The following is a 24,485-nucleotide window of genomic DNA, read 5'->3' on the forward strand; positions in this document are numbered from 1 at the left end:
ACGTGTCACCCTCCCCGAAACCACCCCTCGCCGCCCCCTCGTCGGCGTTCTCCCTGGAGGGCAATGTGGCCCTTTCCTCCCCCGGTACCGGAGCCGGCACGGGCACCGGCACCGGCTCCCCCGCCGCCTCCCGCCCCGCCCGTGGGCTGCTGCCGCTGCTACTCCTCGGCAACACCGCGATGTACGCGCTCTACATCGGCGTGCCGGGACTGCTGCTCGCGCTCCAGATCGAGGCCGTCGACCCGGCCGACAAGGTGGCCAACTTCGGCCTGGTCTCCGGCATATCGGCGATCTTCGCGACGGTCTTCAATCCGGTCGCGGGCGCGCTCTCCGACCGCTCCGGCCGCCGCAACCCGTGGATCCTGGCCGGGGGCCTGCTCGCCGTGCCGGTGATGCTGCTCCTCGGCGGCGTGCACACGATCCTGCTGATCACCATCGCCTGGTGTCTGGGCCAGGCCGTGATGAACGTCTACCAGGCGGCGATCACCTCCGTGGTGCCCGACCGGGTCCCCCTCGCCTCGCGCGGCAGGGCGTCGGCGGCCGTCGGCCTCGGGCTGCCGGTCGGCTCCACCGTCGGAGCCCTGATCGGCGCGGCCTTCTCGGAGGACTACCGGACCGGCTATCTGGTCCTCGGCGCGATCGTCGCCGTCACCGCCGTCGTCTTCACCGCGCTCGCCCGCGAGGAGCGGATGCCCGCCAGAGCCCCGATGCCGGTCAGGGCGCAGATCGCCGCCTTCGGCAGCGCCTTGAGGGACCACGACTTCCGGTGGGCGTTCATCGGCCGGGCGCTGCTCGTCCTCGGGTACTTCGCGGTGGCCGGCTTCCAGCTGTACGTCCTCAAGGACCACACCGACCTGCCGGCCGGGTTCTCGGCCGAGGAGGCCGTCGCCGTCCTCATGCCGGTCAACTCCCTCGCCATGGTGGTCTCCACGGTCCTGGGCGGCTGGCTGTCCGACCGCTTCGACCGCCGCAAGCTCTTCGTCGGCGCCTCTGCGGCGCTCGCGGCCAGCGCCCTGCTCGTCCCCGCGGTCACCACCAGCTGGGCCGGGATGCTCGCCTTCTCCGTCGTCAACGGCCTCGGTTTCGGCTGCTACATGGCGGTGGACACGGCCCTGGTGACGATGGTGCTGCCGAAGGCGGAGGACGCGGCCCGCGACATGGGCGTCCTCAACATCGCCAACGCCGGGCCACAGATCGTGGCGCCCTTCGTCGCCTCCGCCGTGGTCTCGGTCGGCGGCGGGTACACGCCCCTGTTCCTGGTGGCGGCCGTCCTGTCGGTCCTGGGCGCCCTGGCCGTCCGGCCGATCCGTTCCGTCCGCTGACCGGCGGGAACTGTCCGGCCGATCGACACCGTTTGGAAGCAGTACTTCTGACGTACCGTTCAGGCATGGACGAAACCTCGATGGACGGCTCGATGGTGGGACTGCTCGGCCGGGTGACCGGGACGATCGGGCCCGGGCTCGTCGGCGAGGTGATCCTCCGGATCCGCGGCGGCGCCGAGCACTTCCTCGCGTACGCCGCCTCGTCCGGGCAGCGGATCGAGGTCGGCACGCTCGTGACCGTGGTGGAACACCTCCCTCCGCGCACCGTCTACGTCACAGCCGTGTACGGCGTCTGACACGAGGTCCGGCACGACCGTTGAGCGGCGCGTCCGTCGGGCGCACACTCCCTTCACCGGGTCCGCACGGCTCCGGTGAAGGGGGATCCTGCCCATGGGCATCGGCATTCTGGCGGGCGCGGTCGTCGGCGCGCTCGTCCTCCTGATCGTCCTGTTCAAGATGATGTGGCGCGTCGCGGAACCCAACGAGGCGCTCATCATCTCCGGTTCCAACCACAAGAACGAGGGCCTCGGCGAGGGCATGGGGTTCCGCATCGTCACCGGCCGCGGCACCCTCGTGGTGCCCGGCGTGCAGGCGGTGCGGAAGCTGTCGCTGGACCTCAACGAGACGCAGCTGTCCGTCGAGTGCGTCACCCACCAGGGCATTCCGCTCAAGGTCCGGGGTGTGGTGATCTTCAAGGTGGGCGACGACTTCGTGTCGATCGCCAACGCGGCCCGCCGCTTCCTCGACCAGCAGAAGCTGATGAGCGAGCGGGTGCACATCGTCTTCGCCGGTCATCTCCGCGCGATCGTGGGCGGGTTGACGGTGGAGGACATGATCCGTGACCGGGAGAAGCTGACCGGGCAGGCGCGTTCGGCCTGTGGCACGGAGATGGAGAAGCTCGGGCTGATCGTCGACTCGCTCCAGATCCACGAGATCGAGGACCCGACCGGCTACATCAAGAACCTGGCCGCCCCGCACGCGGCCGCCGTCCAGCGCGACGCCCGGATCGCGCAGGCGGAGGCCAACCGGCGGGCCACCGAGGCCGAGCAGCAGGCGGCGGCCCGGATGTCGGAGGCCACCCGCGACAGCGAGATCCTCCAGGCCGGCTACCAGGCCGAGCGGGACCAGGCCAGCGCCCGGGCCCGGCAGGCCGGTCCGCTCGCCGAGGCCGCCTCCCGCCAGGAGGTGGTCGTCCAGGAGACCCGGGTCGCGGAGCTGGAGGGCCTCCGCAAGGAACAGCAGCTCCAGGCGGAGGTCCGCAAGCCGGCCGACGCGATGGCGTACGAGACGCGGACGCTGGCCGAGGCCGAGCGCGACGCCCGGATCTCGGCCGCGCAGGCCAAGGCCCGGGAGACCGAGCTGGCGAGCGCGGCGGCGGCGACGGCGACCCGGGTCACCGGTGAGGCCGAGGCCGCGGCGGCGCACGCCAAGGGTCTCGCGGTGGCCGAGGCCACCCGCGCGAAGGGTCTGGCCGAGGCGGAGGCGATCAAGGCGCGGGCGGCGGCCCTCGCGGAGAACCAGGAGGCCGTGGTCGCGCAGCAACTGGCCGAGAAGTGGCCGGAGATCGTCGAGGCCGGTGCGTCCGCCTTCGGGAACGTGGACCAGATGGTCCTCCTGAACGGCGCCGACGGCATGGCGGAGATGTTCGCCAAGGCCCTCACCATGGGCGGCACCGGCCTCGGACTCGCCCGTCAGCTGCTGGCCACGATGGGCCCGAACGCGACCGACCGGGCGGCCGGCGCCGTGCCGGGCGCGCGGGGCGCCGGGGAGGCGGCCGCGGTCGAGATCACCGTCGGCGACGACGACTGATCCGGGTGCCACGAAGGCCGGGGTCCGGTGCCGTGCCGGCGCCGGGCCCCGGCCCGTGTCCCCGTCTTCCCGGATCCCCGCACTTCAGTTGTGGCCGAACTTCCGCTCCTTGCGGTGGGACGCCGTCTCGATGACGGGGCGCGGCGACTCGGCGGCCGTGGTGCCGCCCTTCTCCTTGGCCGACGCCGTCTCGCGGTGCTCGTGACCGCCCGTCCGGGCGCCCTTGTTCACCCGGGTCTGTTTCCTGCCCACGATCGTGCCTCCCGTACGCCGGCTCTCGGACGCGGCTCGGACACGAGCCTGCGTCCTTTCAGGCTCGCACGGGGGTACGAAGCGCGCATTGCGGGATGAGCGGGGAAGAGGGGGATGGGGGCGGAGGATCAGGATATTGGATCCAATATCCGATGGAAGGCGGCGAGGGTGGGGCTCCCGGCGGCACGGTCCAGGACGGCGAAGACGACCTCGTCGAAGTGGCCGGCGAACCGCCCGTCGCCGGTCAGCAGCGCCTTGAAGGCGCCGGCCACCTCGGCCGGGTCGTTGCGGAAGACCCCGCAGCCCCAGGCACCGAGAACCAGCCGGTGGTAGCCCTCGGCCACGGCCGTCTCCAGGACCCGCTCGGCGCGGGAGGCCAGGGCGGCGGGCAGCCGGTGGGCCCGCTCGGGCTCGCGGCGGCGGACGACGCCGGCGTTGGGGGCGGGCGAGGTCAGGAAGCCGACCGCGAACGGGGAGGCGAGCAGGGCGCCGCGGTCGTCGCGGAAGACCGGGACCCGGGGCGAGTGGATCACCCGGTCGGTGTAGAAGGCGTCCCGGTCGTTCCGGTGGTGCTCGTAGTAGGCGGGGGCGCGGAGCAGGGTGGCGTAAAGGGCGGAGGAGCGGCACAGGGCCTCCTCCTGGGCCTGGGCCCCGTTGAGGTAGCCGCCGCCGGGGTTGCGGGCGGAGGCGAAGTTCAGGACGGCGACCGGCCCGTCCGGGTCGGCGGCGGTCATCCGGCGGGCGGCGGCGAGGCTGCTCTCGCCGGTGACCTCGATCCGGCCGGCGCGGTCGGTGGCGGGGGTGACGGGAACCGGCTCGGGGCCGTACAGACGGGTTCCGGCCAGGGCGGCCGCGAGGTCCTCCCGGAGGGAGACGGTCCGCCCGTCGGGGGCGGTGTAGGAGCCGGCGGCGACGATCGCCTCGGTCTGCCGCGCGATCTCGCGCAGTCGTGCACTCATGACCCGAAGAATGATCGTTTCGGCCTCTGCGGGACAAACGTTTTTCCATCGGCGCACGGCGGGGGCGCACCCAGTGCCGAGGGGCGCTTTACGGACGACCGGGGGCACAAGGGGCGCGTACGGGGGCGCCCGGGCGCTCTTGCACGCCGCCCGGCGGTGGCATTAGGTGGAAGGCAGCGGCTTCCCGAACGGTTCCGCGACCAGCACCTGGAGGTGCACGGATGACGACCGGCGGCACCCCGCGCGGCGGCCCGCCCCTCACCGAGGAGGCGGCGGAGGACCTGTTGCGCTGCATCTGCTTCAAGACCGGCCCGCCCCGAACCGTCGGCGCGGAGCTGGAATGGCTCGTCCACGACCTGCGCGACCCCCGGGAGCCGGTGCCTCCGTCCCGGCTGGCCGCCGCGCTCGACTCCGTACGGTCCCTGCCGCTGGTGTCGGCGCTCACCTTCGAACCCGGCGGGCAGCTGGAGCTCAGCTCGCGCCCGGCCGGTTCCCTGATGGAGTGCCTGGACTCGCTCGCCTCCGACCTGACGGCGGTGCGCGCGGCGCTGGGTCCGCTCGGCCTGACGCTGAGCGGGTACGGGGTCGACCCCTGGCACTCGCCGCGCGAGCGGGTGCTGCACGAACCCCGCTACGACGCGATGGAGGTCGCGCTCGCCCGGACCGGCCCGGCGGGCCGGGCCATGATGTGCGAGTCGGCCTCGGTCCAGGTCTGTCTGGACGCCGGCCTGGAGGAGCCGGGCCCGCTCGGCTACCGGCGGCGCTGGGAGCTGTCCCGGCTCCTCGGCGCGGTGCTGGTGGCGGTCTTCGCCAACTCCCCGCAGCACGGCGGACGGCGCACCGGCTGGCGCTCCACCCGGCAGGCGCTGTGGGCGGACCTCGATCCGCGGCGGACCCTGGCGCCCTCGGCGGACGGGGAGCCGCGCGCGGAGTGGACCGCGCACGTCCTGGACACGCCGGTGCTCTGCATCCGCACGGAGGACGGCCCGTGGCTGGTGCCGGAGGGGCTGACCTTCCGGGAGTGGCTGCGCACCGGGCGACCGCGCCGGGCCGACGTCGACGACCTGCGCTACCACATGACGACGCTCTTCCCGCCGGTCCGTCCGCGCGGTCACCTGGAGCTGCGGATGATCGACGCGCAGCCGGGCGCGGACGGCTGGATGGTGCCGGTGGCGGTGACGACGGCGGTCTTCGAGGACCCGGAGGCGGCCGAGCGGGTCCACCGGGCGGTACGGCCGCTGGCCGAGCTGGACGGACCGGAGCCGGCGCCCCGCAACCGGCTGTGGCTGCGGGCGGCCCGGGAGGGGCTCACCGATCCGACGCTGCACGCGGCCGCCCTGGAGGTCTTCGCGGCGGCCCGGCCCGCGCTGCGGCGGATCGGCGCGAGCGAGCCGGTGCGGCGGGCGGTGGACGCCTTCCGGGAGCGCTACGTGGACCCCGGGGGCTGCCCGGCCGACGAACTCCAGGTGATGACGTCATGACCGGTACGGCGGACACCGGCGCGGACACGGAGGCGCTGCGGACCCGCGCGCTGGAGGCGCTGACCGCAGCCCGGGCCCGCACCACGCTCCTCACCGACAGCGTGACGGACGGCGAACTGACCGCCCAGCAATCGCCGTTGATGTCGCCGCTGGTCTGGGACCTGGCGCACATCGGGAACCAGGAGGAGCAGTGGCTGTGGCGGGCGGCCGCGGGCCGGGAGGCGCTGCGGCCCGAGATCGACCCGCTGTACGACGCCTTCGCGCATCCGCGCTCCGAGCGGCCGTCGCTGCCGCTGCTGCCGCCGCCGGAGGCCAGGGCGTACGCCGCCGCCGTACGGGCCCGGGTGCTGGACGTGCTGGCCGGAGCGCGCCTCGAAGGGGCTCCGCTGCTGGATTCCGGCTTCGCCTTCGGGATGATCGCCCAGCACGAACAGCAGCACGACGAGACCATGCTGATCACCCATCAGCTCCGCAAGGGGCCGGCCGCGCTGGACGCTCCCCCGCCGCCGGCCCGTCCCCCGGGCCCGCTCCCGGCCGAAGTCCTGGTGCCCGGAGGCCCGTTCACGATGGGGACCTCGGACGAGCCGTGGGCGCTGGACAACGAACGGCCCGCGCACACCCGCACCGTGGCCGCCTTCCACATCGACACCGTGCCGGTCACCAACGGTTCCTATCTGGCGTTCATGGCGGACGGCGGCTACACCGACCGGCGGTGGTGGCATCCGGAGGGGTGGGCGCAGATCCGCGAACACTCCGTCGTGGCACCGCTGTTCTGGCGCCAGGAGGGCGGGCGGTGGCTGCGCCGCCGGTTCGGGGTGACCGAGCCGGTGCCGGAGGACGAACCGGTGGTGCACGTGAGCTGGTACGAGGCCGACGCGTACGCGCGCTGGGCGGGGCGGCGGCTGCCGACGGAGGCGGAGTGGGAGAAGGCGGCGCGGCACGATCCGGTGACCGGCCGCTCGCGCCGCTATCCGTGGGGCGACGCCGACCCGGGCCCGGACCGCGCCAATCTGGGCCAGCGGCACCTGCGGCCCGCGCGGGCCGGGAGCTATCCGGCCGGCGCCTCGCCGCTCGGGGTGCGGCAGTTGATCGGTGACGTGTGGGAGTGGACGGCGAGCGACTTCCTGCCGTACCCGGGCTTCCGGGCCTTCCCGTACAAGGAGTACTCGGAGGTGTTCTTCGGGCCCGGGCACAAGGTGCTGCGCGGCGGTTCCTTCGCGGTGGACCCGGTGGCCTGCCGGGGCACCTTCCGCAACTGGGACCTTCCGGTGCGGCGGCAGATCTTCGCGGGCTTCCGCACGGCCCGCTCCGCGGAGCTCGCCTGATGTGCCGTCACGTCGCCTACCTGGGCGGGCCGGTGGCGCTGGGCGACCTGCTCGTGCGGCCGCCGCACGGCCTGCTGCGGCAGGCGTGGGCACCGCGGACGCAGAGCAGCGGGGTGGTGAACGCGGACGGCTTCGGCGTCGGCTGGTACGCGGACGGCGACCCGGTCCCGGCCCGGTACCGGCGCACCGGCCCCATCTGGGGCGACCTCTCCTTCGCGGACCTCGCCCGGGTGGTGCGGAGCGGGGCGCTGCTCGGGGCGGTGCGGGGCGCGACGCTGCCGGGGGCGGACGGGGAGGCGGCGGCGGCGCCGTTCGCCTCGGGGCCGTGGCTCTTCAGCCACAACGGGGCGGTGCCCGGGTGGCCGGGGGTGCTGACGCCGCTGGCGGCGACGCTGCCGGCGGCCGAACTGCTCGACCTGGAGGCGCGGACCGATTCGGCGCTGTTGTGGGGGCTGGTGCTGCACCGGCTGCGGGCCGGGCAGGGGCCGGGCGACGCGCTCGCCGGGGCGGTGCTGGCGGCCGCCGAGGCCGCTCCGGAGGCGCGGCTCAACCTGCTGCTCACCGACGGCGAGCAGATCGCGGCGACGGCCTGGGGCAACAGCCTGTGGTGTCTGGCGGAGCCCGGCCGGGCGGTCGTGGCCTCCGAACCGTACGACGACGATCCGCGCTGGCGGGAGGTGCCCGGGCACACGCTCGTCACCGCCACCCGGGCGGACGTCACCCTCACCCCGCTCAAGGAGTCGTCCGCGTGAGCACGTTCCAGCTGACCCGCACCCTCGCCCCGGACGCGGCCGCCGCCGATCTGCGCGCCGACGTGCTGCACGGGCTGACCCGCTCGCCCAAGGAGCTGCCGCCGAAGTGGTTCTACGACGCGCGGGGCAGCGAGCTGTTCGACGCGATCACCCGGCTGCCCGAGTACTACCCGACCCGGGCCGAGCGGGAGATCCTGGCCGCGCGGGCGCCGGAGATCGCGGCGGCGACCGGGGCGCGGACGCTGGTCGAGCTGGGTTCCGGTTCGTCGGAGAAGACCCGGTTCCTGATCGACGCGCTGCTGCCGGGGCTGGCCGCGTACGTGCCGGTGGACGTGAGCGAGTCGGCGCTGACCGGGGCGGCCGGGGCGCTGCTCGCCGACCGTCCGGAGCTGCGGGTGCACGCGCTGGTCGCCGACTTCACCCGGGGGATCGCGCTGCCGGACGCCCCGGGGCCGCGCCTGGTCGCCTTCCTGGGCGGGACCATCGGCAACCTGCTGCCGGAGGAGCGGCGGGTCTTCCTGCGCTCGGTCCGGACGATGACGGCGCCCGGGGACGCCTTCCTGCTCGGCACCGACCTGGTGAAGGACGAGTCGACCCTGGTGGCGGCGTACGACGACGCCGCCGGGGTGACAGCGGAGTTCAACAAGAACGTGCTGGCCGTGATCGACCGCGAGCTGGGCGCGGACGCGGATCCGGACGACTTCGAGCACGTGGCCCGGTGGGACCGGGAGCGGGAGTGGATCGAGATGCGGCTGCGGGCCCGGCACGCCCTGACCGTGAAGATCCCCGATCTCGATCTGGCGGTGCCGTTCGCGGCGGGCGAGGAGCTGCGGACGGAGGTGTCGGCGAAGTTCCGTCAGGAGGGGGTGCGGGCGGAGCTGGCCGAGGCGGGGCTCGAACTGGTGCGGTGGTGGACCGACGACGGGGGCCGGTTCGCGCTGTCGCTGGCGACGGCCCGGTAGGCGGCGGCCGCCAGGAGCCTGCGGTCCGGATACTGGATCACGGATATCGGATCCAATATTCGTATCTCGGCGGTGAGTCCCCGGGTCCGCGCCACCCGCCACAGCGACGCGCCGAGCGGGTCCTCCCCCACGTACGCCGCCGCCCCGGTCGGCCGGTAGCCGATCCGTACCGGTTGGACATCGGATCCGGTGTCCACGGCGGCCTGGAAGAGGGCCGGGCGGAACCGGCCGCCGGCCCGCCCGCACCAGGTGGAGCCCTCCGGGAAGGCGGTCACCCGGCCGCCGGCCGCCAGCACCCCGGCGACCTCCCGCACCGTGCCGGGCAGCCGGCGCAGGCCGTCGCGGTCGAGGAAGACGGTGCCGCCGAGGGCGGCGAGCGCCCCGAGCACCGGCCAGCCGCGCACCTCCCGCTTGGCGACCATCCGGCCGGGCAGGACCGCGGCGACCAGGGGGATGTCCAGCCAGGAGACGTGGTTGGCGACCACGAGGAGGGGCCGCCCGGCGGGCACCCGGCCTCCGGTGACGGCCGGCCGGACGCCGAAGGCGCGGACGACCGCCCGGACCCAGAGCCGTACCAGGGCGAGCCGCGCGGCGGCCGGCAGCAGTGCCGCCACCGGCAGGAGGAGCACGCCGAGGAGGACCGCCGCGACCCCGGCCGCCAGGCGGACGCAGGCCAGCGGGACGGGCACGAGCGCGGGCCGGAGGGCGGCCCGTGCCGCCCGGCCGACCGCTCCCTCCGCCGCTCCCTCCGCCGCCCCCTCCGGCGCTTCCGGGGCGGGGGCCGGGCCGGGGTCCGGGTGGGCCGCGCAGTGGCGGCCCGGGGTGCAGGGCGCCGTGGGGAGCCACGGCGAGGGGGCCGGGACCGCGCCGTTCACGAGGCCGGGACGAGCGAGAGGAAGTGGCGCAGGTAGCGCGGGTTGGTCCGGCGGAGCGAGAGCAGCACGTAGAGGTCGGCGACGCCGAAGTCGGGGTCGTGGGCCGGGGCGCCGCAGACCTGGGCGCCGAGCCGGACGTAGCCGCGGAGCAGGGCGGGCAGCTCGGTGCGGCCCTCGGGGCGGGGGACGCCGTCGGAGTTCCACAGCCGGTGCGGGGTGACCCAGTACTCCTCGGGGGCGAGGTGCTTCGCCTTGACGGTGTCCCAGGTGGCGGCGGCCAGCGCGCCGCCGTCGGCGAGCGGGATCGAGCAGCAGCCGGCCAGCCACTCGTGGCCGGTGCGGGTCATGTAGCGGGCGAGGCCGGCCCAGATGAGGGCGATGACGGCGCCGTTGCGGTGGGCGGGGTGGACACAGGAGCGGCCGACCTCGACGAGGTCGTGGCGGAGGGGCGCGAGCCGGGTGAGGTCGAACTCGGTCTCCGCGTAGAGGCGCCCGGCCACGGCGGCCCGCTCGGGCGGCAGGATCCGGTAGGTCCCCACGACCTCGCCGGTGGTCTCCTCGCGGACCAGGAGGTGGTCGCAGTAGGCGTCGAAGGCGTCGGTGTCGAGGCCCGGCTCGGGGCCGTCGAGCCGGGCGCCCATCTCGCCCGCGAAGACCAGGTGGCGCAGGCGCTGGGCGGCGCGGACGTCGTCCTGGTCGCGGGCGAGTCCCACGAGGTAGCGGGGGGCGGGCTGCGCCCCGTCGGCCGGTCCGGGCTGCGCGGGAAGCACGGCGGCGGGGAGCTGGATGCCCGCCGGCACGGGGACGGCGGGGGCGGTGGAGTCGGCGAGCGCGTGCGAAAGGGCGGGCATGGCGGTCTCCTCCGGCGTACGGAAGGTGAAGGGTCGGCGCCGGTCCGCGAGCGGTACGGTCCGGCCCCTCGTTTCTTCCGCCGCCGACTGGATTCGACGTGACCGGCCGGGGGATCGCGGGTGTGGGAAGGCTGAATGCTCCGCTGCGCCCCCGGGCGGGAGCGCGGCGGTGGGGTCTACTCGGCCAGGGTCGTGGTGATCGCCTCCGAGGCGGTGCGGGCCGCCTTCCTGGCGTCCTCGCCCTCCAGGACGGCGGTCATGAAGGGCTTGATGGGGTTGTCGCCCTCGACGCTCGCCCACTGCGGGGAGTTGGGGGTGGCGCGGCCGTTGGCGGCGCCGACGGCCATGACGGCGGTGGCCTCCTGGCCGGAGACGACGGAGGCGAGGCCCTTCTTGTTGGGCACGTAGCCCATGGCGCGGGCGAGTTCCGTCTGCCACTTCTCGCCCGCCAGCGCCTTGACGACCTCCAGGGCCGCGCCGCGGTCGGAGGCGTTCTCCGGGATGATCAGGTCGGAGCCGCCGGTGAAGACCGCGCCGGGGGTGCCGGCCTTCTTGCCGGGGACGGGGAAGTAGCCGAGCTTGTCCTTGAGGCCGGGGTTGGCCTTGAGGATGGCGGAGACGGCGCTGGGCACCGCGACGATCTGGGCGACGTCGCCGCGGGCGAAGACCTCGGCCTGCGGCGGGTTCTGCTCGTCGGCGTTCTTCGGGCCGGAGCCGAGGGACTGGAGCTCCTTGTAGAACTCCATGCCGCGCAGGGCCTGGGGGCTGTCGAGGGCGCCGGTCCACTGGCCGCCCTTGTCGACGGCGAGCTCGCCGCCCTCGTCCCAGATGAAGCCGGCGAGGGTGTACCAGTCCTGGCCGGCCAGGTAGATGCCCTGGGAGCCCTGACGGTTGAGCTTCTCGGTGTCGCGGAGCCACTCCGCGCGCGTGGCGGGCGGTTCGTCGACGCCGGCCTCGGCGAAGAGGTCCTTGTTGTAGATGACGATGCGGTTGGCGGCGTACCAGGGGATGCCGTACTGGGAGCCGCCGATGCGGCCGGGTTCGGCGAGGCCGGGCAGCCAGTCCTCGCTGCCGAGGTCGCGGACGGACTCCAGGGTGAGGTCGAAGAGCCGGCCGGTGTCGGCGTACTGGGCGACCTGGGTGTTGCCGACCTCGATGAGGTCGGGCCCGCCCTCGCCCTCGATGGCCTCGGTGACCTTCTTGCCGATCCCGGTCCAGTCCTGGATGGTGACGTTGAGCTCGACGTCGTCGTGCTCGTCCTCGTACGCCTCGGTGAAGCGCTTCAGGAAGTCCTCGCTGACGCTGTCCCGCATGAGCCATATGTCGACCGTGCGGGTCTCCTCCCCGCCGCCCGGCAACAGCCCGCAGCCCCCGAGGGCGAGTGCGGTGGCGGCGGCCAGAGGGCATGCGAGGAAGCGGTTCTTCACGGGGTCACCTTCGGTTCAGTACACGGCGGTGCGGCAGGGGGGACTGACCCGACGTGGGGGGACCGAACGGGTTGTTCGCGCGGGTATGTGGCACTGGATTCTGGTCTGGACCAACCAAGTGGTCAAGTCCTTGACCATCACGTTCCCGGTGAGGGCGGGGCGATCGACGCGGTTACCCACGGGTAGGGGCGAAGCGGGCCGACCGCCCGCTCCGTGTCGCGCGGCGCCCGGCCCTGGGGCACGGTGGAGGGACCGTACGAGAGGAGTCCGGCCCCCATGTCGAACCACACCTACCGCGTCACCGAGATCGTCGGCACCTCCACCGAGGGCGTCGACCAGGCCATCCGCAACGGCATCGAGCGCGCCTCGCAGACGCTCCGCGGCCTCGACTGGTTCGAGGTCACCCAGGTGCGCGGACACCTGGTGGACGGGCGGATCGAGCACTACCAGGTCGGCCTGAAGGTCGGCTTCCGCCTGGACGACGGCGCCTGACCCGGCACGCGCGCGCCCGGCACGCGCACGCCCGGCCCGGCACGGTGTACGGCGCTCCCGGCCCGGCGTACGGCGCCGGTACGCGCGTGCCCGCGGGCCTCAGGTCCGGCCCTCGCGCTCCTGGGCCTCCCTCAGCTCCCCGGACGGGATCGCCCAGCGGGCGCGGACGACCGTGAAGCCCGCCTCCTCCGCGGCGGCGCAGACGAGTTCGTCGTCGTCGACGAGCATCCGGACCTCGCGGTCGGCGCCGAGCCGCCGCAGGATCTCCACCTTGGTGACCCGAGCGGGCCGGAAGTCGCGGTGCCGCCGCATGTGGAGCGGCCCCTCGGGGAGCCCGTGCTCCGCGAGCCAGGCGAGGGTGTCCCGCCGGCAGCGCTCCGGACGGCCGGTGAGGTAGACCACCTGGCACTCCTCGGCCGCCGACCGGCACAGGGCCACCCCCTCGTCCAGCGGCGGGTCGTCGGGCGCCGCCGCGAAGAAGGCGTCCCAGTCCCGGGGCCTGCGCTTCAGGAAGTGCTCCCGGTGGGCGGTCCCGGCGAGCGTGTTGTCGAGATCGAAGACGGCCAGCGGCCGGTTGTCGCCTGTCACGGCGCCAGCCTAGGAGCCACCGCCGACAACCGCCCCGCCGACCGGGCGGCCTCCCCCGCCGACACCCTCCGCCCTCCACCCTCCACCCGGCCCCCGGCCCCCGGCCCCCGGCCCCCGGCTCCCGGCTCCCGGCTCCCGGCTCCCGGAAGCGTGGGCCGTCCCGGCGCGTTGGAACCGGCATGAGCACTCTGCCCCCGGGCTTCCCCGTCTCGGTCCTCGACCGCTCCCGCGCGCGTGAGGGCGAGGAACCGTCCCAGGCCCTGCGCGACACCGTCCGGCTCGCCCGGGAGGCGGAGGCGCTCGGCTACCACCGCTTCTGGGTCTCCGAGCACCACGGCGTGCCCGGGGTGGCCGGTTCCGCGCCGACGGTGCTGGCGGCGGCGGTGGCCGCCGCCACCTCCGCCATCCGGGTGGGCACCGGAGGGGTGATGCTGCCCAACCACCGGCCCATGGTGGTGGCCGAGCAGTTCGGGGTCCTGGAGTCGCTGTTCCCCGGCCGGATCGACATGGGCCTCGGCCGCTCGGTGGGGTTCACCGACGGGGTGCGGCGGGCACTGGGCCACGAGAAGGACGAGGCCGAGTCGTTCCCGGAGCGGATCGAGGAGCTGCTCGGCTGGTTCACCGGCACCCAGACGGCCCACCCGGGGGTCCACGCCCGGCCGGCCGAGGGGCTGCGGGTGCCGCCGTTCGTCCTGGCGACGGGCGAGGGCGCCCGGATCGCGGCGGAGGCGGGGCTGCCGCTGGTCGTCGGCGACCTGCGGCGGCGCGGCCGGCTGCTCGCCGCCGTGGACGCGTACCGCGCCGCCTTCCGGCCCTCCGCGTGGGCCGCGGAGCCGTACGTCGTCGTCGCCGGCACGGTCGTGGTCGCCCCGACCGAGGCGGAGGCGCGCCGGCTGCTCGTGCCGGAGGCCTGGGCCCTGGCCCACTCCCGCACCCGCGGGAAGTTCCCGCCGCTCGCGCCGCCCGAGCGGATCGAGGGGCTGGCGATGACGGACCGCCAGCGGGGCTTCTACGAGGACGGGCTCGCGGGCCATCTCCACGGCACCGAGGAGCGGGTGGCCGAGGAGCTGGCGCTCGCGGTGAAGGAGACCGGGGCGGACGAGGTCCTGGTGACGACGAGCACCTACGACCGGGAGGCCCTGCTCGCCTCGTACCGGGGGCTGGCCCGCGCGGCGGGGCTCACGCCGCGCGGCGCCGGGGGCGAGCCCCGGGACGGCGGGGAGGGTGTCCCGGGAGTCGCGCCCCGGAACGGTGGGGAGGGCGTCCTGGAGGGCACACCCCGGAACGGCGAAGAAGCGGATATTGGATAAAATCTCCGAATGCTGGATCCCGTCTCCGCCCACGACCCCTTCGTCCGCGTCCGCGGCGCCCGCGAGCACAACCTCCGGAACGTGGACGTCGACATCCCCCGCGACACCCTCACCGTCTTCACCGGGGTCTCCGGGTCCGGGAAGTCCTCCCTCGCCTTCGGGACGGTCTACGCGGAGGCCCAGCGCCGCTACTTCGAGTCCGTCGCGCCCTACGCCCGCCGGCTGATCCACCAGGTCGGCGCGCCGAAGGTCGGGGAGATCACCGGGCTGCCCCCGGCGGTCTCCCTCGAACAGCGCCGCGCCGCCCCGACCGCCCGCTCCTCCGTCGGCACCGTCACCACCCTGTCGAACTCGCTGCGGATGCTCTACTCCCGCGCCGGCGCCTATCCGGCCGGGGCGCCCCGCCTCGACTCCGACGCCTTCTCCCCCAACACGGCGGCCGGCGCCTGCCCGTCCTGCCACGGCCTCGGCCGGATCCACGAGACCAGCGAGGAACTGCTCGTCCCCGACCCGGACCTGTCGATCCGGGAGGGGGCCGTCGCCGCCTGGCCGGGCGCCTGGCAGGGCAAGAACCTCCGGGACGTCCTCGACGCCCTCGGGTACGACGTCGACCGGCCCTGGCGCGAGCTGGCCCCGGAGGACCGGGAGTGGATCCTCTTCACCGACGAGCAGCCGGTCGTCACCGTGCACCCGGTCCGCGAGGCCGGCCGGATCCAGCGCCCGTACCAGGGCACGTACACCGGCGCCCGGCGGCTCGTCCTGCGCACCTTCTCCGAGTCGAAGAGCCCCGCCCTCCGGGCGAAGGCGGAACGCTTCCTCACCAGCGCCCCGTGCCCGGTCTGCGGCGGCAGCCGGCTGCGTCCCGAGGCGCTGGCCGTCACCTTCGCGGGCCGGACCATCGCCGAACTGGCCGCGCTGCCGCTGACGGACCTGGCCGGGGTGCTGGCGCCGGCCGCCGCGCCCGGCGGCCCGGAAACGGAGACCGCCCGCGTCCTCGCCGGGGACCTGCTCGCCCGGATCGCCACCGTCACCGAACTCGGCCTCGGCTACCTCAGCCTGGACCGCACCACCCCCACCCTCTCCAGCGGCGAACTCCAGCGGCTGCGGCTCGCCACCCAGCTCCGCGCCGGGCTCTTCGGCGTCGTGTACGTGCTCGACGAACCCTCCGCCGGTCTCCACCCCGCCGACACCGAGGCCCTCCTCGTGGTCCTCGACCGGCTGAAGGCGGCGGGCAACACGGTCTTCGTGGTCGAGCACCACCTCGACGTCGTCCGGCACGCCGACTGGCTCGTGGACGTCGGCCCGCGCGCCGGGGAGCACGGCGGCCGGGTGCTGCACAGCGGCCCGCCCCGGCTCCTCGCGGACGTCGGGGAGTCGGTCACCCGCCGCTTCCTCTTCGACCGGACGCCCGTGCCCGAGCGGCCGGCCCTCGCACCGGAACGATGGCTGCGGACCGGCCCCGTCACCCGGCACAACCTGCGCGGCGTGGACGCCGCCTTCCCCCGGGGCGCCCTCACCGCCGTCACCGGCGTCTCCGGCTCCGGCAAGTCCACCCTCGTCGGCGCCCTCACCGAGGAGACGGAGGGCGTGGGACGCATCGTGACGGTGGATCAGAAACCGATCGGCCGCACCCCGCGCTCCAACCTGGCCACCTACACCGGCCTCTTCGACGTGGTGCGCAAGCTCTTCGCGGAGACCGAGGAGGCGCGGGCGCGCGGCTACAAGGCCGGCCGCTTCTCCTTCAACGTGGCCGGGGGCCGCTGCGAGACCTGCCAGGGCGAGGGGTTCGTCTCGGTGGAGCTGCTCTTCCTGCCGAGCACGTACGCGCCCTGCCCGGACTGCCACGGCGCCCGCTACGACCCCGAGACCCTCCGGGTGCGGCTGCGCGGCCTGACGATCTCCGAAGTCCTCGACCTGACGGTGGAGTCGGCGGCGGAGTTCTTCGCGGACGTCCCGGCGGCGGCCCGCAGCCTGCGGACCCTCCTCGACGTCGGCCTGGGGTATCTGCGGCTCGGCCAGCCCGCCACCGAGCTGTCCGGCGGCGAGGCCCAGCGGATCAAGCTCGCCTCCGAGCTCCAGCGGCCGCGCCGCGCCCACACCCTGTACGTCCTCGACGAACCGACCACCGGGCTGCACCCGGCCGATGTCGAGGTGCTGGTGCGGCAGTTGCGCGGCCTGGTGGGCGGCGGGCACACCGTGGTCGTCGTCGAGCACGACATGGACGTGGCGGCCGGGGCGGACTGGGTGGTCGACCTCGGTCCGGGCGGCGGCGAGGCCGGCGGCCGGATCGTCGCCGAGGGCCCGCCGGCCCGGGTGGCGCGGGCGGCGGGCAGCCGCACCGCGCCGTACCTGGCCCGGGCCCTCGGGCTGGACGGTTAGCCCCTCCGGTCAGCCCCGGTCAGCCCCACCGGTCAGCCGTTCCGGCCGGTGGTGGAGGCGAAGCCGAGCCAGGTGTGCCGGTTGTTCCACCAGCACCAGCCGACCTTGGGGGCGCCGCGGCGCTCCTTGCCGTCCCGGCCGGTGCCGTTGCTGATCCAGACGGCCGGAGTGCGGGCGTCGAAGGCGCCGTTGGGCTTGCGCAGGCGCGAGGCGATCGTCATGAAGCACTTGTTGCGCTCCAGGACCTCGGGCCGCTGGAGCAGCCAGTGGATGCCCTCGGAGAGGACCAGCGGCGTCCGCCCGGCGGCGGTGATCGCCGGAAGGGCCTCCTCGGGGCTCCAGTTGCTCATGTGGTCACCCCGGTCCAGGTCGTGGACCAGGTAGAACGGCCCGTCGGGGAGCTCCACGCCCTGCGGGGCGAAGTCGTCCGCGTCGGGCATGTCGACCACGAGGAAGCCCGGCTTGTCCGCGAGCCTGAGCAGCGGGGTGAGGACGGAGACGGGCGCGGCGGCCGGGTGGACGGCGAGCAGCGCGCCGGGCGGGGCGCCGGCGGCGGCCTTCTCGGCGTAGGCGCGCAGCTCGCCGGCGTCGATGCCGGTGAGGGCGGGCACCCCCAGCCCGATCAGCCGCTCGGCCTGGTCGGCGAGCGGGGGCAGCGGGAACGGGGTGGTGAAGGCGGACGGGGTGGTGGTGGGCGCGTCGGGCAAGGTTCTCCTCGGTCGGGAAGGCGTCGGCCCGGGGGTAACGGGCCGGGCCGGCGCTTTGTTCCCGGCGACGGGGGTTTTCCCGGGTCCTTCTCACCTCACCTTGCGCCGGGCCCGCAGCCATTCCTTGTTCATGGCGGCGATCGACGGCAGCGGGATGCCCTTCGGGCAGGCCGTGGCGCACTCGCCGGTGAGGGTGCAGCCGCCGAAGCCCTCGGCGTCCATCCGGGCGACCATGTCGAGGACCCGGGTCTCGCGCTCCGGGGCGCCCTGCGGCAGCACGTTGAGGTGGTTGACCTTGGCGGAGGTGAAGAGCATCGCCGAGCCGTTCGGGCAGGCGGCCACGCAGGCGCCGCAGCCGATGCACTCGGCGTGCTCGAAGGCGGAGTCGGCGTCGGCCTTGGGCACGGGGGTCGCGTGGGCCTCCGGCGCGGAGCCGGTGGGGGCGGTGACGTAGCCGCCGGCCTGGATGATGCGGTCGAAGGCGGTGCGGTCGACGACGAGGTCCTTGACGACCGGGAAGGCGGCGGCGCGCCAGGGCTCGACGTCGATGGTGTCGCCGTCGCGGAAGGAGCGCATGTGGAGCTGGCAGGTGGTGGTGCGTTCGGGGCCGTGGGCGTCGCCGTTGATGACGAGGCTGCACGCGCCGCAGATGCCCTCGCGGCAGTCGTGGTCGAAGGCGACGGGGTCCTCGCCGCGCAGGATGAGTTCCTCGTTGAGGGTGTCGAGCATCTCCAGGAAGGACATGTCGGGGGAGATCCCGTCCACCTCGTAGGTGGCCATGGTGCCCTCGGCACCGGCGTTCTTCTGGCGCCAGACGCGCAGGTTGAGCTTCATGCGTAGCTCCGCTGGGTGGGGTGGACGTACTCGAAGGCGAGGGCTTCCCGGTGGAGGACGGGGGCGGCCCCGGTGAACTCCCAGGCGGCCGCGTACGAGAACTCCTCGTCGCGGCGGGCGGCCTCGCCGTCCGGGGTCTGGGACTCCTCGCGGAAGTGGCCGCCGCAGGACTCCTCGCGGTGCAGCGCGTCGAGGCACATGAGTTCGGCGAGTTCGAGGTAGTCGACGATCCGGTTGGCCTTCTCCAGCGACTGGTTGAACTCCTCGCCGGTGCCGGGGACCTTGATCCGGCGCCAGAACTCCTCGCGGATCTCCGGGATCCGGCGGAGCGCGGTGCGCAGCCCCTCCTCGGTGCGGGCCATGCCGCAGAACTCCCACATCACCTCGCCGAGTTCGCGGTGGAAGGAGTCGGGGGTGCGGTCGCCGTCGACGGCGAGGAGGAGGTTCAGCCGGTCCTCGGTCTCGGCCAGCGCCTCGCGGACGGCCGGGTGGCCGTCGGTGACGGGCTCGGCCTTCGGGTGCCGGGCCAGGTAGTCGTTGATGGTGGCGGGCAGGACGAAGTAGCCGTCGGCGAGGCCCTGCATGAGGGCGGAGGCGCCGAGCCGGTTGGCGCCGTGGTCGGAGAAGTTGGCCTCGCCGACGGCGAAGAGGCCGGGGACGGTGGTCTGGAGGTCGTAGTCGACCCAGAGCCCGCCCATCGTGTAGTGGACGGCGGGGTAGATCCGCATGGGGACCTCGTACGGGTTCTCCGCCGTGATCCGCTCGTACATGTCGAAGAGGTTGCCGTACTTGGCCTCGACGGCGGCGCGGCCCATCCGGGCGATGGCGTCGGCGAAGTCGAGGTAGACGCCCTGGCCGCCGGGGCCCACGCCCCGGCCCTCGTCGCAGACGTTCTTGGCGGCGCGGGAGGCGATGTCGCGGGGGACGAGGTTGCCGAAGGAGGGGTAGATCCGCTCCAGGTAGTAGTCGCGCTCGGCCTCGGGGATCTCGGCGGCGGGGCGGGTGTCGCCCTTGGCCTTCGGCACCCAGATGCGGCCGTCGTTGCGCAGCGACTCGCTCATCAGGGTCAGCTTCGACTGGTGGTCGCCGGTGCGCGGGATGCAGGTGGGGTGGATCTGGGTGAAGCAGGGGTTGGCGAAGTACGCGCCGCGCCGGTGGGCCCGCCAGACGGCGGTGGCGTTGGAGTTCATCGCGTTGGTGGACAGGTAGAAGACGTTGCCGTAGCCGCCGGTGGCGAGGACGACCGCGTCCGCGAAGTGGGTGGAGACCGCGCCGGTGATCAGGTCGCGGGCGACGATGCCCCGGGCCCGTCCGTCGACGACGATCAGGTCCAGCATCTCGGTGCGGGCGTGCATCTCGACGTTGCCGGCGGCGATCTGCCGGGACAGCGCCTGGTAGGCGCCGAGCAGGAGCTGCTGGCCGGTCTGGCCGCGGGCGTAGAAGGTGCGGGAGACCTGGACTCCGCCGAAGGAGCGGGTGTCGAGGAGTCCGCCGTACTCGCGGGCGAAGGGCACGCCCTGGGCGACGCACTGGTCGATGATCTCGACGGAGATCTGCGCGAGCCGGTGGACGTTGGACTCGCGGGCGCGGAAGTCGCCGCCCTTGACGGTGTCGTAGAAGAGGCGGTGGACGGAGTCGCCGTCGTTGCGGTAGTTCTTGGCGGCGTTGATGCCGCCCTGGGCCGCGATGGAGTGGGCGCGGCGCGGCGAGTCCTGGAAGCAGAACTGGACGACCTGGTAGCCCTGTTCGGCGAGGGTGGCGCCGGCGGATCCGCCGGCGAGGCCGGTGCCGACGACGATGATCCGGTGCTTGCGCCGGTTGGCGGGGTTGACCAGCTTGGCCTGGAAGCGGCGGGTGTCCCACCGCTCGGCGATCGGGCCGGCCGGGGCCTTGGTGTCGGCGATCGGCTCGCCGACCGTGAAGTCGAGGTAGTCCATGGTCAGTTCACCACTCCGGTCATGACGCCGACGGGGACGGCGATGAAGCCCGCGGTCAGGACGAGCGCGAGGGCGTTCGCCAGGAGGCGCAGGGCGCGTTCGCGGCGCGCGTTGCCGACGCCGAGCGTCTGCGCGGCGCTCCAGAAGCCGTGGCGGACGTGGAGGCCGACGGCGAGCATGGCGACGATGTAGATGACGTTGCCGTACCAGGTGGAGAAGGTGTCGATGACGTTCTGGTAGGGCCGGCCCTCCTCGAAGCCGCCGGGGTGCACGGTCCCGGTGGTGAGGTCGAGGACGTGCCACACGATGAAGAGCGCGAGGATGATCCCGCCCCAGCGCATGGTGCGGGTGGCGTAGGAGGAGCCCTTGCGCCGGTGCGCGTACCGGGTGGGGCGCGCCCGGATGTCGCGCCTGCTGAGCTGGTACGCGGAGACCGCGTGCGCCCCGACGGCGGCGAGCAGCGCGATCCGGGCGAGCCACAGGCCCCACCCGTGGTGCAGGACCGGCGCGCCCATCACGCGCAGCCAGTGCCCGTAGCCGTTGAACTCCTCCGGGCCGAAGAAGACCTTGAGGTTGCCGGCCACGTGGGCGACCAGGTAGGCGAGCATGATCAGGCCGCTCACGGCCATCACGGTCTTCTTGCCGATGGTCGACGACCAGAAGCCGCGGGAGGGGGTGCGGGACGGCGGGCGGGCGGGCGCCGCCGGGTCCTTGCTGGGTGCCAGAGCCATGCCCTCGACGCTAGGGCCGAAGGACCCGAGAGGTCCAAGACATGGTGTGGCTGATCTCCATAGGCTGAAGCTATGCAGGTGGCCTAGGCTGGGATCCATGCAGTTCCAGCAGCTCCTCTACTTCGTGGCCGTGGCCGAGACCCGCCACTTCACCCGGGCCGCCGAACGCGTCCACGTCTCGCAGCCCTCGCTCTCCCAGCAGATCAAGGCGCTGGAGCAGGAGCTGGGCGCGGCGCTGTTCAGCCGGGCCCGGGGCAACATCGCGCTCACCGACGCCGGCGAGGCCCTCCTGCCGCTGGCCCGCCGGATCCTCGCCGACACCGAGACGGCCCGCCGCGAGGTGCAGGAGCTGGCGCAGCTCAAGCGCGGCCGGGTGCGGCTCGGCGCGACCCCCAGCCTCTGCACCGGCCTCCTCCCCGACGTGCTGCGCGCCTTCCACGACCTGCACCCGGGGATCGAGCTGCTCATCGACGAGGGCGGCTCGCACGACCTGGTGCGCAAGCTGGCCCGGGGCTCCCTCGACCTCGCCCTCGTCGTGCTGCCGCTGCCGTCCCCGTCGCCGGCGCTGACGACGGTGGAACTGCTGCGCGAGGACCTGGTGGTGGTCTCGGCGGCCTCCGCGCCGCCGCCGCGCCGGCCGGTGCGGATCACCGACCTGCGCGACCAGCCGCTCGTGATGTTCCGGCACGGCTACGACCTGCGGGAGCTGACCGTGGGGGCCTGCCGGGCGGCCGGCTTCGAGCCCGCCTTCACGGTGGAGGGCGGCGAGCTGGACGCCGTCCTCGGCTTCGTGCGGGCCGGCCTCGGCCTCGCCGTCGTCCCCGCCATGGTCGCCGCCCGGGCCGGCCGCGACCTGCGCGTCACCGCCCTCGCCCGCCCGGGCCTGCGCCGCACGATCGCCCTGGCGCACCGCAGCGACGTGGCCCCGCCCCGGGCCGCCCGCGAGCTCCAGAAGCTGCTGATGGCCTCGCGGCGCGGGAGGACCGGCGCGGACGCGCCGTGAGCGGGGCCTCAGGGCTCGATGAGCCCCGCCCGGATCGCGTACCGGGTCAGTTCGAGACGGTCGCGCAGCCCGAGCTTCTGCAGGATGTTGGCCCGGTGCCGCTCCACCGTCTTCGGGCTGATGAAGAGCAGGTCGCCGATCTCCTTGGAGGTGTGTCCCTCCGCGACCAGCTTGAGGATCTCCTCCTCCCGCTCGGTGACCGGCCGCTCGGGCAGCCCCGCGCCGGACCGCGCCCGGTCCAGGTAGCTGCGGATCAGCGCGGTCTCCGCGCCCGGGTAGATGAACGGTTCGTCGCGCAGCGCCGCCCGGCAGGCCTCGACCAGGTCCCGGTCGGCGACGGACTTCGGCACGTACCCGTTGGCGCCGGTCCGCAGCGCCTCGAAGAAGTACTCCTCGTTGTCGTACATCGTCAGCATCAGGATCCGCAGTCCGGGCCGGAGCCGGGCGAGCTCGCGCGCGGCCTGGAGCCCCGTCATCCGGGGCATCGCGATGTCGAGGACGGCCAGGTCGAGCCCCTCGTCCCGGCGGGCGGCGGCCACGGCCCCGGCCCCGTCCCCCGCCTCGGCGACGACCTCCAGGTCCGGCTCGGCGTCGAGGATCAGCCGGACCCCGCGCCGCACCAGCGCGTGGTCGTCGACGAGGAGGATCCGGGCGGGCGGACGGGCGGGGGAGGTCATCGCTCGTGTCCAGGGGTCGGGGCGGGGGACGAGGACGGAGGCGGTGACGGAGGCAGGGACGGTACGGGTACGGGTACGCCCCCGGGCGCGGCGGCCGGAACCGGAGCCGGGGCGGTCGCGCGCCGCGCCGGCAGGTCGAGGCGCACCTCCGTGCCCCCCGCCTCCCCCGGCCCCACCCGCAGCTCCGCGCCGACGAGCAGGGCGCGCTCCCGCATGCCGCCGATGCCGGCGCCCTCGGCGGCGCCGCCCGTGCCCCGCCCGTCGTCGCGGACGAGGAGGCGGGTGCCGCCTCCCGGGGCCGGGCCGAGGCGGAGCTCGACGTGCCCGGCGCCGGAGTGGCGGGCCGCGTTGGTCAGGCCCTCCTGGGCGACCCGGTAGACGACGAGTTCCGTCGCGGGGTCCAGCGGGACCGTGCCGGGCGCGAGGTGCGTGGTCACCCGCAGGCGGGAGGTGGAGAGCTCGCCGGCGAGGGAGCGGAGCGCGCTGTGCAGGCCCAGTTCCTCCAGGACCCCGGGGCGCAGGCGGCGGGCGATCCGGCGGATCTCCTCCAGGCTCGCCCGGGTGGTCTCCTGCGCCTGCCGCAGGTCCTCCCGCAGCTCCCCGGGGGCGTGGCCGGCGGCGTGCTTGAGCTGGAGGAGCACGGCGGTGAGGGTCTGGCCCACCTCGTCGTGCAGCTCGCGCGCGATCCGCTGCCGCTCCGCCTCCTGCGCGGTCAGGACGCGGCCGCTGCTGGTGGCCCGTTCGGTCTCCAGGCGGTCCAGCATGGCGTTGAAGGCGGCGGTCAGATCGGCGATCTCGCCGCGGCCGGTGACCTCGGGGCGGGTGCCGGGCCGGCGGAGGTCGGCCGTCGCCATGGCGCGGCCGAGCCGCCCGAGCGGGGCGAGGCCCACCCGCAGCAGCACCGCGTTGAGGACGAGCATCAGCACGAGCCCGCAGAGGACGACGACCGCCTCGCCGAGGAGCACCGGGGTGGAGACCGTGACGGGCCCCAGGAGGAGCCCGGCGGCGAGCACGAGGACGGCCGCGTTGAGGAGGAAGATCCGTCCGTACAGTGACACCGTCCCGCTCCCCTGCCTGCGCCGACCTCGCTCGAACCCGTCCGGCCGGCTCCGTCCGTACCGCCTGACCTGCGAGGGAGCCTACGTCCCCGGCTCATCCTGGGCGGTGGCCGGGGCCCCTGTCCATCCGTGCCGACACCCATGTGCGAAGGCCCCCGGAGATGCCACCATGGTCCGGCCGCGGCCCCGGACCGCCCGTCCGCGCACGGGGGCGCCGGCCTCCTCGCCGCGAGCCCGCGCACCACAGACGACACGAGGAGTCCGGGCCGTGCCCACTTCACGGATGAGCTCGACGCCGCTGCCCGGCATCGGCGTCCAGTACGACCTCACCACCCGGGAAGACCGGCACCTGTCGGTCATCGCCCACCGCGACGGCACCCGCACGGTCAACGTCTACCGGTCCGACGACCCCGACGCCTGCCTGCAGTCGCTGCGCCTGACCGCCGGGGAGAGCGCCGCGTTCGTCGACGCCCTGCTGCCCGCCCACCACAGCCCGAACCTGCTGCACACCACCGAACTGGGCCTGGTGGCCGAGCGGTTCGAGCTCTCCGCCCACTCGTACTGGAACGGCCGGACCCTCGGCGAGACCCGGATGCGCACGGAGACCGGCGTGTCGATCGTGGCCGTCCTGCGCCGCGCGGACGCCGTCCCCTCCCCCGGCCCCGGCTTCCGCCTCGCCGGCGGGGACACCCTCATCGTCATCGGAACCCACGAAGGCGTCGACGCCGCCGCCGCGATCCTGGGAAGGGAGTGA

Annotated in this window: 24 protein-coding genes; 12 read left to right on the plus strand and 12 right to left on the minus strand. The window is 74.4% G+C overall.

Annotated features, from left to right (window positions below; translation table 11 throughout):
- Positions 1-65: 65 nt before the first annotated feature.
- From AB0E83_RS22225 to AB0E83_RS22235, 3 genes are all read left to right on the plus strand, one after another.
- A complete protein-coding gene (locus AB0E83_RS22225; protein WP_362114430.1) occupies positions 66-1,322 on the plus strand; it encodes an MFS transporter in 1,257 nt (418 codons plus the stop codon).
- Positions 1,323-1,387: 65 nt separating this feature from the next.
- A complete protein-coding gene (locus AB0E83_RS22230; RefSeq protein WP_362114432.1) occupies positions 1,388-1,618 on the plus strand; it encodes a hypothetical protein in 231 nt (76 codons plus the stop codon).
- Positions 1,619-1,712: 94 nt separating this feature from the next.
- Positions 1,713-3,131: an SPFH domain-containing protein gene (locus AB0E83_RS22235; RefSeq protein WP_362114435.1), complete on the plus strand. Its 1,419-nt coding sequence runs from the start codon at positions 1,713-1,715 to the stop codon at positions 3,129-3,131.
- An 84-nt stretch (positions 3,132-3,215) separates the two neighbouring features.
- On the opposite strand, the gene AB0E83_RS22240 is transcribed toward AB0E83_RS22235, so the two are convergent.
- Positions 3,216-3,383: a hypothetical protein gene (locus AB0E83_RS22240; RefSeq protein ID WP_362114438.1), complete on the minus strand. Its 168-nt coding sequence runs from the start codon at positions 3,381-3,383 to the stop codon at positions 3,216-3,218.
- A gap of 128 nt (positions 3,384-3,511) precedes the next feature.
- A complete protein-coding gene (locus AB0E83_RS22245; RefSeq protein ID WP_362114441.1) occupies positions 3,512-4,342 on the minus strand; it encodes a TIGR02452 family protein in 831 nt (276 codons plus the stop codon).
- A gap of 221 nt (positions 4,343-4,563) precedes the next feature.
- Between AB0E83_RS22245 and egtA the strand changes: the two genes are divergently transcribed.
- Genes egtA through egtD form a run of 4 tightly spaced genes read left to right on the plus strand, consistent with a single transcriptional unit; the run spans position 4,564 to position 8,862 of the window.
- Positions 4,564-5,823: an ergothioneine biosynthesis glutamate--cysteine ligase EgtA gene (gene egtA / locus AB0E83_RS22250; protein WP_362114444.1), complete on the plus strand. Its 1,260-nt coding sequence runs from the start codon at positions 4,564-4,566 to the stop codon at positions 5,821-5,823.
- Complete coding sequence (gene egtB, locus AB0E83_RS22255; RefSeq protein WP_362114447.1) at positions 5,820-7,148, plus strand: ergothioneine biosynthesis protein EgtB; 1,329 nt, start codon at positions 5,820-5,822, stop codon at positions 7,146-7,148. The genes egtA and egtB overlap by 4 nt, the downstream gene beginning before the upstream one ends.
- The gene (gene egtC / locus AB0E83_RS22260; RefSeq protein WP_362114450.1) at positions 7,148-7,900 is read left to right on the plus strand and encodes an ergothioneine biosynthesis protein EgtC; all 753 of its coding nucleotides are present in this window, start codon (positions 7,148-7,150) and stop codon (positions 7,898-7,900) included. Before egtB ends, egtC begins: the two co-directional genes overlap by 1 nt.
- Positions 7,897-8,862 (plus strand): L-histidine N(alpha)-methyltransferase, encoded by a 966-nt coding sequence (gene egtD, locus AB0E83_RS22265; protein WP_362114453.1) that lies wholly within the window; start codon positions 7,897-7,899, stop codon positions 8,860-8,862. Before egtC ends, egtD begins: the two co-directional genes overlap by 4 nt.
- Here the strand turns inward: egtD and AB0E83_RS22270 are convergent.
- From AB0E83_RS22270 to AB0E83_RS22280, 3 genes are all read right to left on the minus strand, one after another.
- The gene (locus tag AB0E83_RS22270) at positions 8,757-9,737 is read right to left on the minus strand and encodes a lysophospholipid acyltransferase family protein (RefSeq protein ID WP_362114456.1); all 981 of its coding nucleotides are present in this window, start codon (positions 9,735-9,737) and stop codon (positions 8,757-8,759) included. The two genes, egtD and AB0E83_RS22270, sit on opposite strands and share 106 nt — an antisense overlap.
- Positions 9,734-10,588, minus strand: a complete 855-nt coding sequence (locus AB0E83_RS22275) for a GNAT family N-acyltransferase (RefSeq protein WP_362114459.1) — start codon at positions 10,586-10,588, stop codon at positions 9,734-9,736. The genes AB0E83_RS22270 and AB0E83_RS22275 overlap by 4 nt, the downstream gene beginning before the upstream one ends.
- A gap of 176 nt (positions 10,589-10,764) precedes the next feature.
- The gene (locus AB0E83_RS22280; RefSeq protein ID WP_362114462.1) at positions 10,765-12,015 is read right to left on the minus strand and encodes an extracellular solute-binding protein; all 1,251 of its coding nucleotides are present in this window, start codon (positions 12,013-12,015) and stop codon (positions 10,765-10,767) included.
- Between the two features lie 276 nt (positions 12,016-12,291).
- On the opposite strand from AB0E83_RS22280, the gene AB0E83_RS22285 reads away from it, so the two are divergent.
- Complete coding sequence (locus tag AB0E83_RS22285) at positions 12,292-12,507, plus strand: dodecin (protein ID WP_031014923.1); 216 nt, start codon at positions 12,292-12,294, stop codon at positions 12,505-12,507.
- Positions 12,508-12,606: 99 nt separating this feature from the next.
- On the opposite strand, the gene AB0E83_RS22290 is transcribed toward AB0E83_RS22285, so the two are convergent.
- Complete coding sequence (locus AB0E83_RS22290) at positions 12,607-13,095, minus strand: hypothetical protein (RefSeq protein WP_362114465.1); 489 nt, start codon at positions 13,093-13,095, stop codon at positions 12,607-12,609.
- Between the two features lie 179 nt (positions 13,096-13,274).
- Here AB0E83_RS22290 and AB0E83_RS22295 point away from each other — a divergent pair, with 179 nt between their 5' ends.
- Both AB0E83_RS22295 and AB0E83_RS22300 read left to right on the plus strand, forming a co-directional pair.
- Positions 13,275-14,405 (plus strand): MsnO8 family LLM class oxidoreductase, encoded by a 1,131-nt coding sequence (locus tag AB0E83_RS22295; RefSeq protein ID WP_362114468.1) that lies wholly within the window; start codon positions 13,275-13,277, stop codon positions 14,403-14,405.
- 9 nt (positions 14,406-14,414) lie between these two features.
- The gene (locus AB0E83_RS22300) at positions 14,415-16,784 is read left to right on the plus strand and encodes an excinuclease ABC subunit UvrA (protein ID WP_362114471.1); all 2,370 of its coding nucleotides are present in this window, start codon (positions 14,415-14,417) and stop codon (positions 16,782-16,784) included.
- 32 nt (positions 16,785-16,816) lie between these two features.
- On the opposite strand, the gene AB0E83_RS22305 is transcribed toward AB0E83_RS22300, so the two are convergent.
- From AB0E83_RS22305 to AB0E83_RS22320, 4 genes are all read right to left on the minus strand, one after another.
- Positions 16,817-17,491, minus strand: a complete 675-nt coding sequence (locus tag AB0E83_RS22305; protein WP_362114474.1) for a DUF5701 family protein — start codon at positions 17,489-17,491, stop codon at positions 16,817-16,819.
- 90 nt (positions 17,492-17,581) lie between these two features.
- Positions 17,582-18,325, minus strand: coding sequence for a succinate dehydrogenase/fumarate reductase iron-sulfur subunit (locus AB0E83_RS22310; RefSeq protein ID WP_362114477.1), 744 nt, complete (start codon positions 18,323-18,325; stop codon positions 17,582-17,584).
- Positions 18,322-20,262, minus strand: a complete 1,941-nt coding sequence (locus tag AB0E83_RS22315) for a fumarate reductase/succinate dehydrogenase flavoprotein subunit (protein ID WP_362114480.1) — start codon at positions 20,260-20,262, stop codon at positions 18,322-18,324. The genes AB0E83_RS22310 and AB0E83_RS22315 overlap by 4 nt, the downstream gene beginning before the upstream one ends.
- Before the next feature lie 2 nt (positions 20,263-20,264).
- The gene (locus AB0E83_RS22320; RefSeq protein ID WP_362114507.1) at positions 20,265-20,891 is read right to left on the minus strand and encodes a succinate dehydrogenase; all 627 of its coding nucleotides are present in this window, start codon (positions 20,889-20,891) and stop codon (positions 20,265-20,267) included.
- A gap of 199 nt (positions 20,892-21,090) precedes the next feature.
- Here AB0E83_RS22320 and AB0E83_RS22325 point away from each other — a divergent pair, with 199 nt between their 5' ends.
- Complete coding sequence (locus AB0E83_RS22325) at positions 21,091-21,996, plus strand: LysR substrate-binding domain-containing protein (RefSeq protein ID WP_362114483.1); 906 nt, start codon at positions 21,091-21,093, stop codon at positions 21,994-21,996.
- A gap of 8 nt (positions 21,997-22,004) precedes the next feature.
- On the opposite strand, the gene AB0E83_RS22330 is transcribed toward AB0E83_RS22325, so the two are convergent.
- Together AB0E83_RS22330 and AB0E83_RS22335 are read right to left on the minus strand one after the other, a co-directional pair.
- Positions 22,005-22,673, minus strand: a complete 669-nt coding sequence (locus AB0E83_RS22330) for a response regulator transcription factor (protein ID WP_362114486.1) — start codon at positions 22,671-22,673, stop codon at positions 22,005-22,007.
- The gene (locus AB0E83_RS22335; RefSeq protein WP_362114489.1) at positions 22,670-23,731 is read right to left on the minus strand and encodes a HAMP domain-containing sensor histidine kinase; all 1,062 of its coding nucleotides are present in this window, start codon (positions 23,729-23,731) and stop codon (positions 22,670-22,672) included. Before AB0E83_RS22335 ends, AB0E83_RS22330 begins: the two co-directional genes overlap by 4 nt.
- A 283-nt stretch (positions 23,732-24,014) precedes the next feature.
- Here AB0E83_RS22335 and AB0E83_RS22340 point away from each other — a divergent pair, with 283 nt between their 5' ends.
- Complete coding sequence (locus AB0E83_RS22340; protein WP_362114510.1) at positions 24,015-24,485, plus strand: TrkA C-terminal domain-containing protein; 471 nt, start codon at positions 24,015-24,017, stop codon at positions 24,483-24,485.

This window comes from Streptomyces sp. NPDC035033, assembly GCF_040636735.1.
Taxonomy (GTDB): Bacteria; Actinomycetota; Actinomycetes; order Streptomycetales; family Streptomycetaceae; genus Streptomyces.

Bases quoted from the DNA above. Each gene is read 5' to 3' on its own strand.
- AB0E83_RS22230 (WP_362114432.1), top strand. From the start codon at position 1,388: ATGGACGAAACCTCGATGGACGGCTCGATGGTGGGACTGCTCGGCCGG.
- AB0E83_RS22235 (WP_362114435.1), top strand. From the start codon at position 1,713: ATGGGCATCGGCATTCTGGCGGGCGCGGTCGTCGGCGCGCTCGTCCTC.
- AB0E83_RS22245 (WP_362114441.1), bottom strand. From the start codon at position 4,342: ATGAGTGCACGACTGCGCGAGATCGCGCGGCAGACCGAGGCGATCGTC.
- egtA (WP_362114444.1), top strand. From the start codon at position 4,564: ATGACGACCGGCGGCACCCCGCGCGGCGGCCCGCCCCTCACCGAGGAG.
- egtB (WP_362114447.1), top strand. From the start codon at position 5,820: ATGACCGGTACGGCGGACACCGGCGCGGACACGGAGGCGCTGCGGACC.
- egtC (WP_362114450.1), top strand. From the start codon at position 7,148: ATGTGCCGTCACGTCGCCTACCTGGGCGGGCCGGTGGCGCTGGGCGAC.
- AB0E83_RS22275 (WP_362114459.1), bottom strand. From the start codon at position 10,588: ATGCCCGCCCTTTCGCACGCGCTCGCCGACTCCACCGCCCCCGCCGTC.
- AB0E83_RS22285 (WP_031014923.1), top strand. From the start codon at position 12,292: ATGTCGAACCACACCTACCGCGTCACCGAGATCGTCGGCACCTCCACC.
- AB0E83_RS22295 (WP_362114468.1), top strand. From the start codon at position 13,275: ATGAGCACTCTGCCCCCGGGCTTCCCCGTCTCGGTCCTCGACCGCTCC.
- AB0E83_RS22300 (WP_362114471.1), top strand. From the start codon at position 14,415: ATGCTGGATCCCGTCTCCGCCCACGACCCCTTCGTCCGCGTCCGCGGC.
- AB0E83_RS22310 (WP_362114477.1), bottom strand. From the start codon at position 18,325: ATGAAGCTCAACCTGCGCGTCTGGCGCCAGAAGAACGCCGGTGCCGAG.
- AB0E83_RS22315 (WP_362114480.1), bottom strand. From the start codon at position 20,262: ATGGACTACCTCGACTTCACGGTCGGCGAGCCGATCGCCGACACCAAG.
- AB0E83_RS22320 (WP_362114507.1), bottom strand. From the start codon at position 20,891: ATGGCCGTGAGCGGCCTGATCATGCTCGCCTACCTGGTCGCCCACGTG.
- AB0E83_RS22325 (WP_362114483.1), top strand. From the start codon at position 21,091: ATGCAGTTCCAGCAGCTCCTCTACTTCGTGGCCGTGGCCGAGACCCGC.
- AB0E83_RS22330 (WP_362114486.1), bottom strand. From the start codon at position 22,673: ATGACCTCCCCCGCCCGTCCGCCCGCCCGGATCCTCCTCGTCGACGAC.
- AB0E83_RS22340 (WP_362114510.1), top strand. From the start codon at position 24,015: ATGAGCTCGACGCCGCTGCCCGGCATCGGCGTCCAGTACGACCTCACC.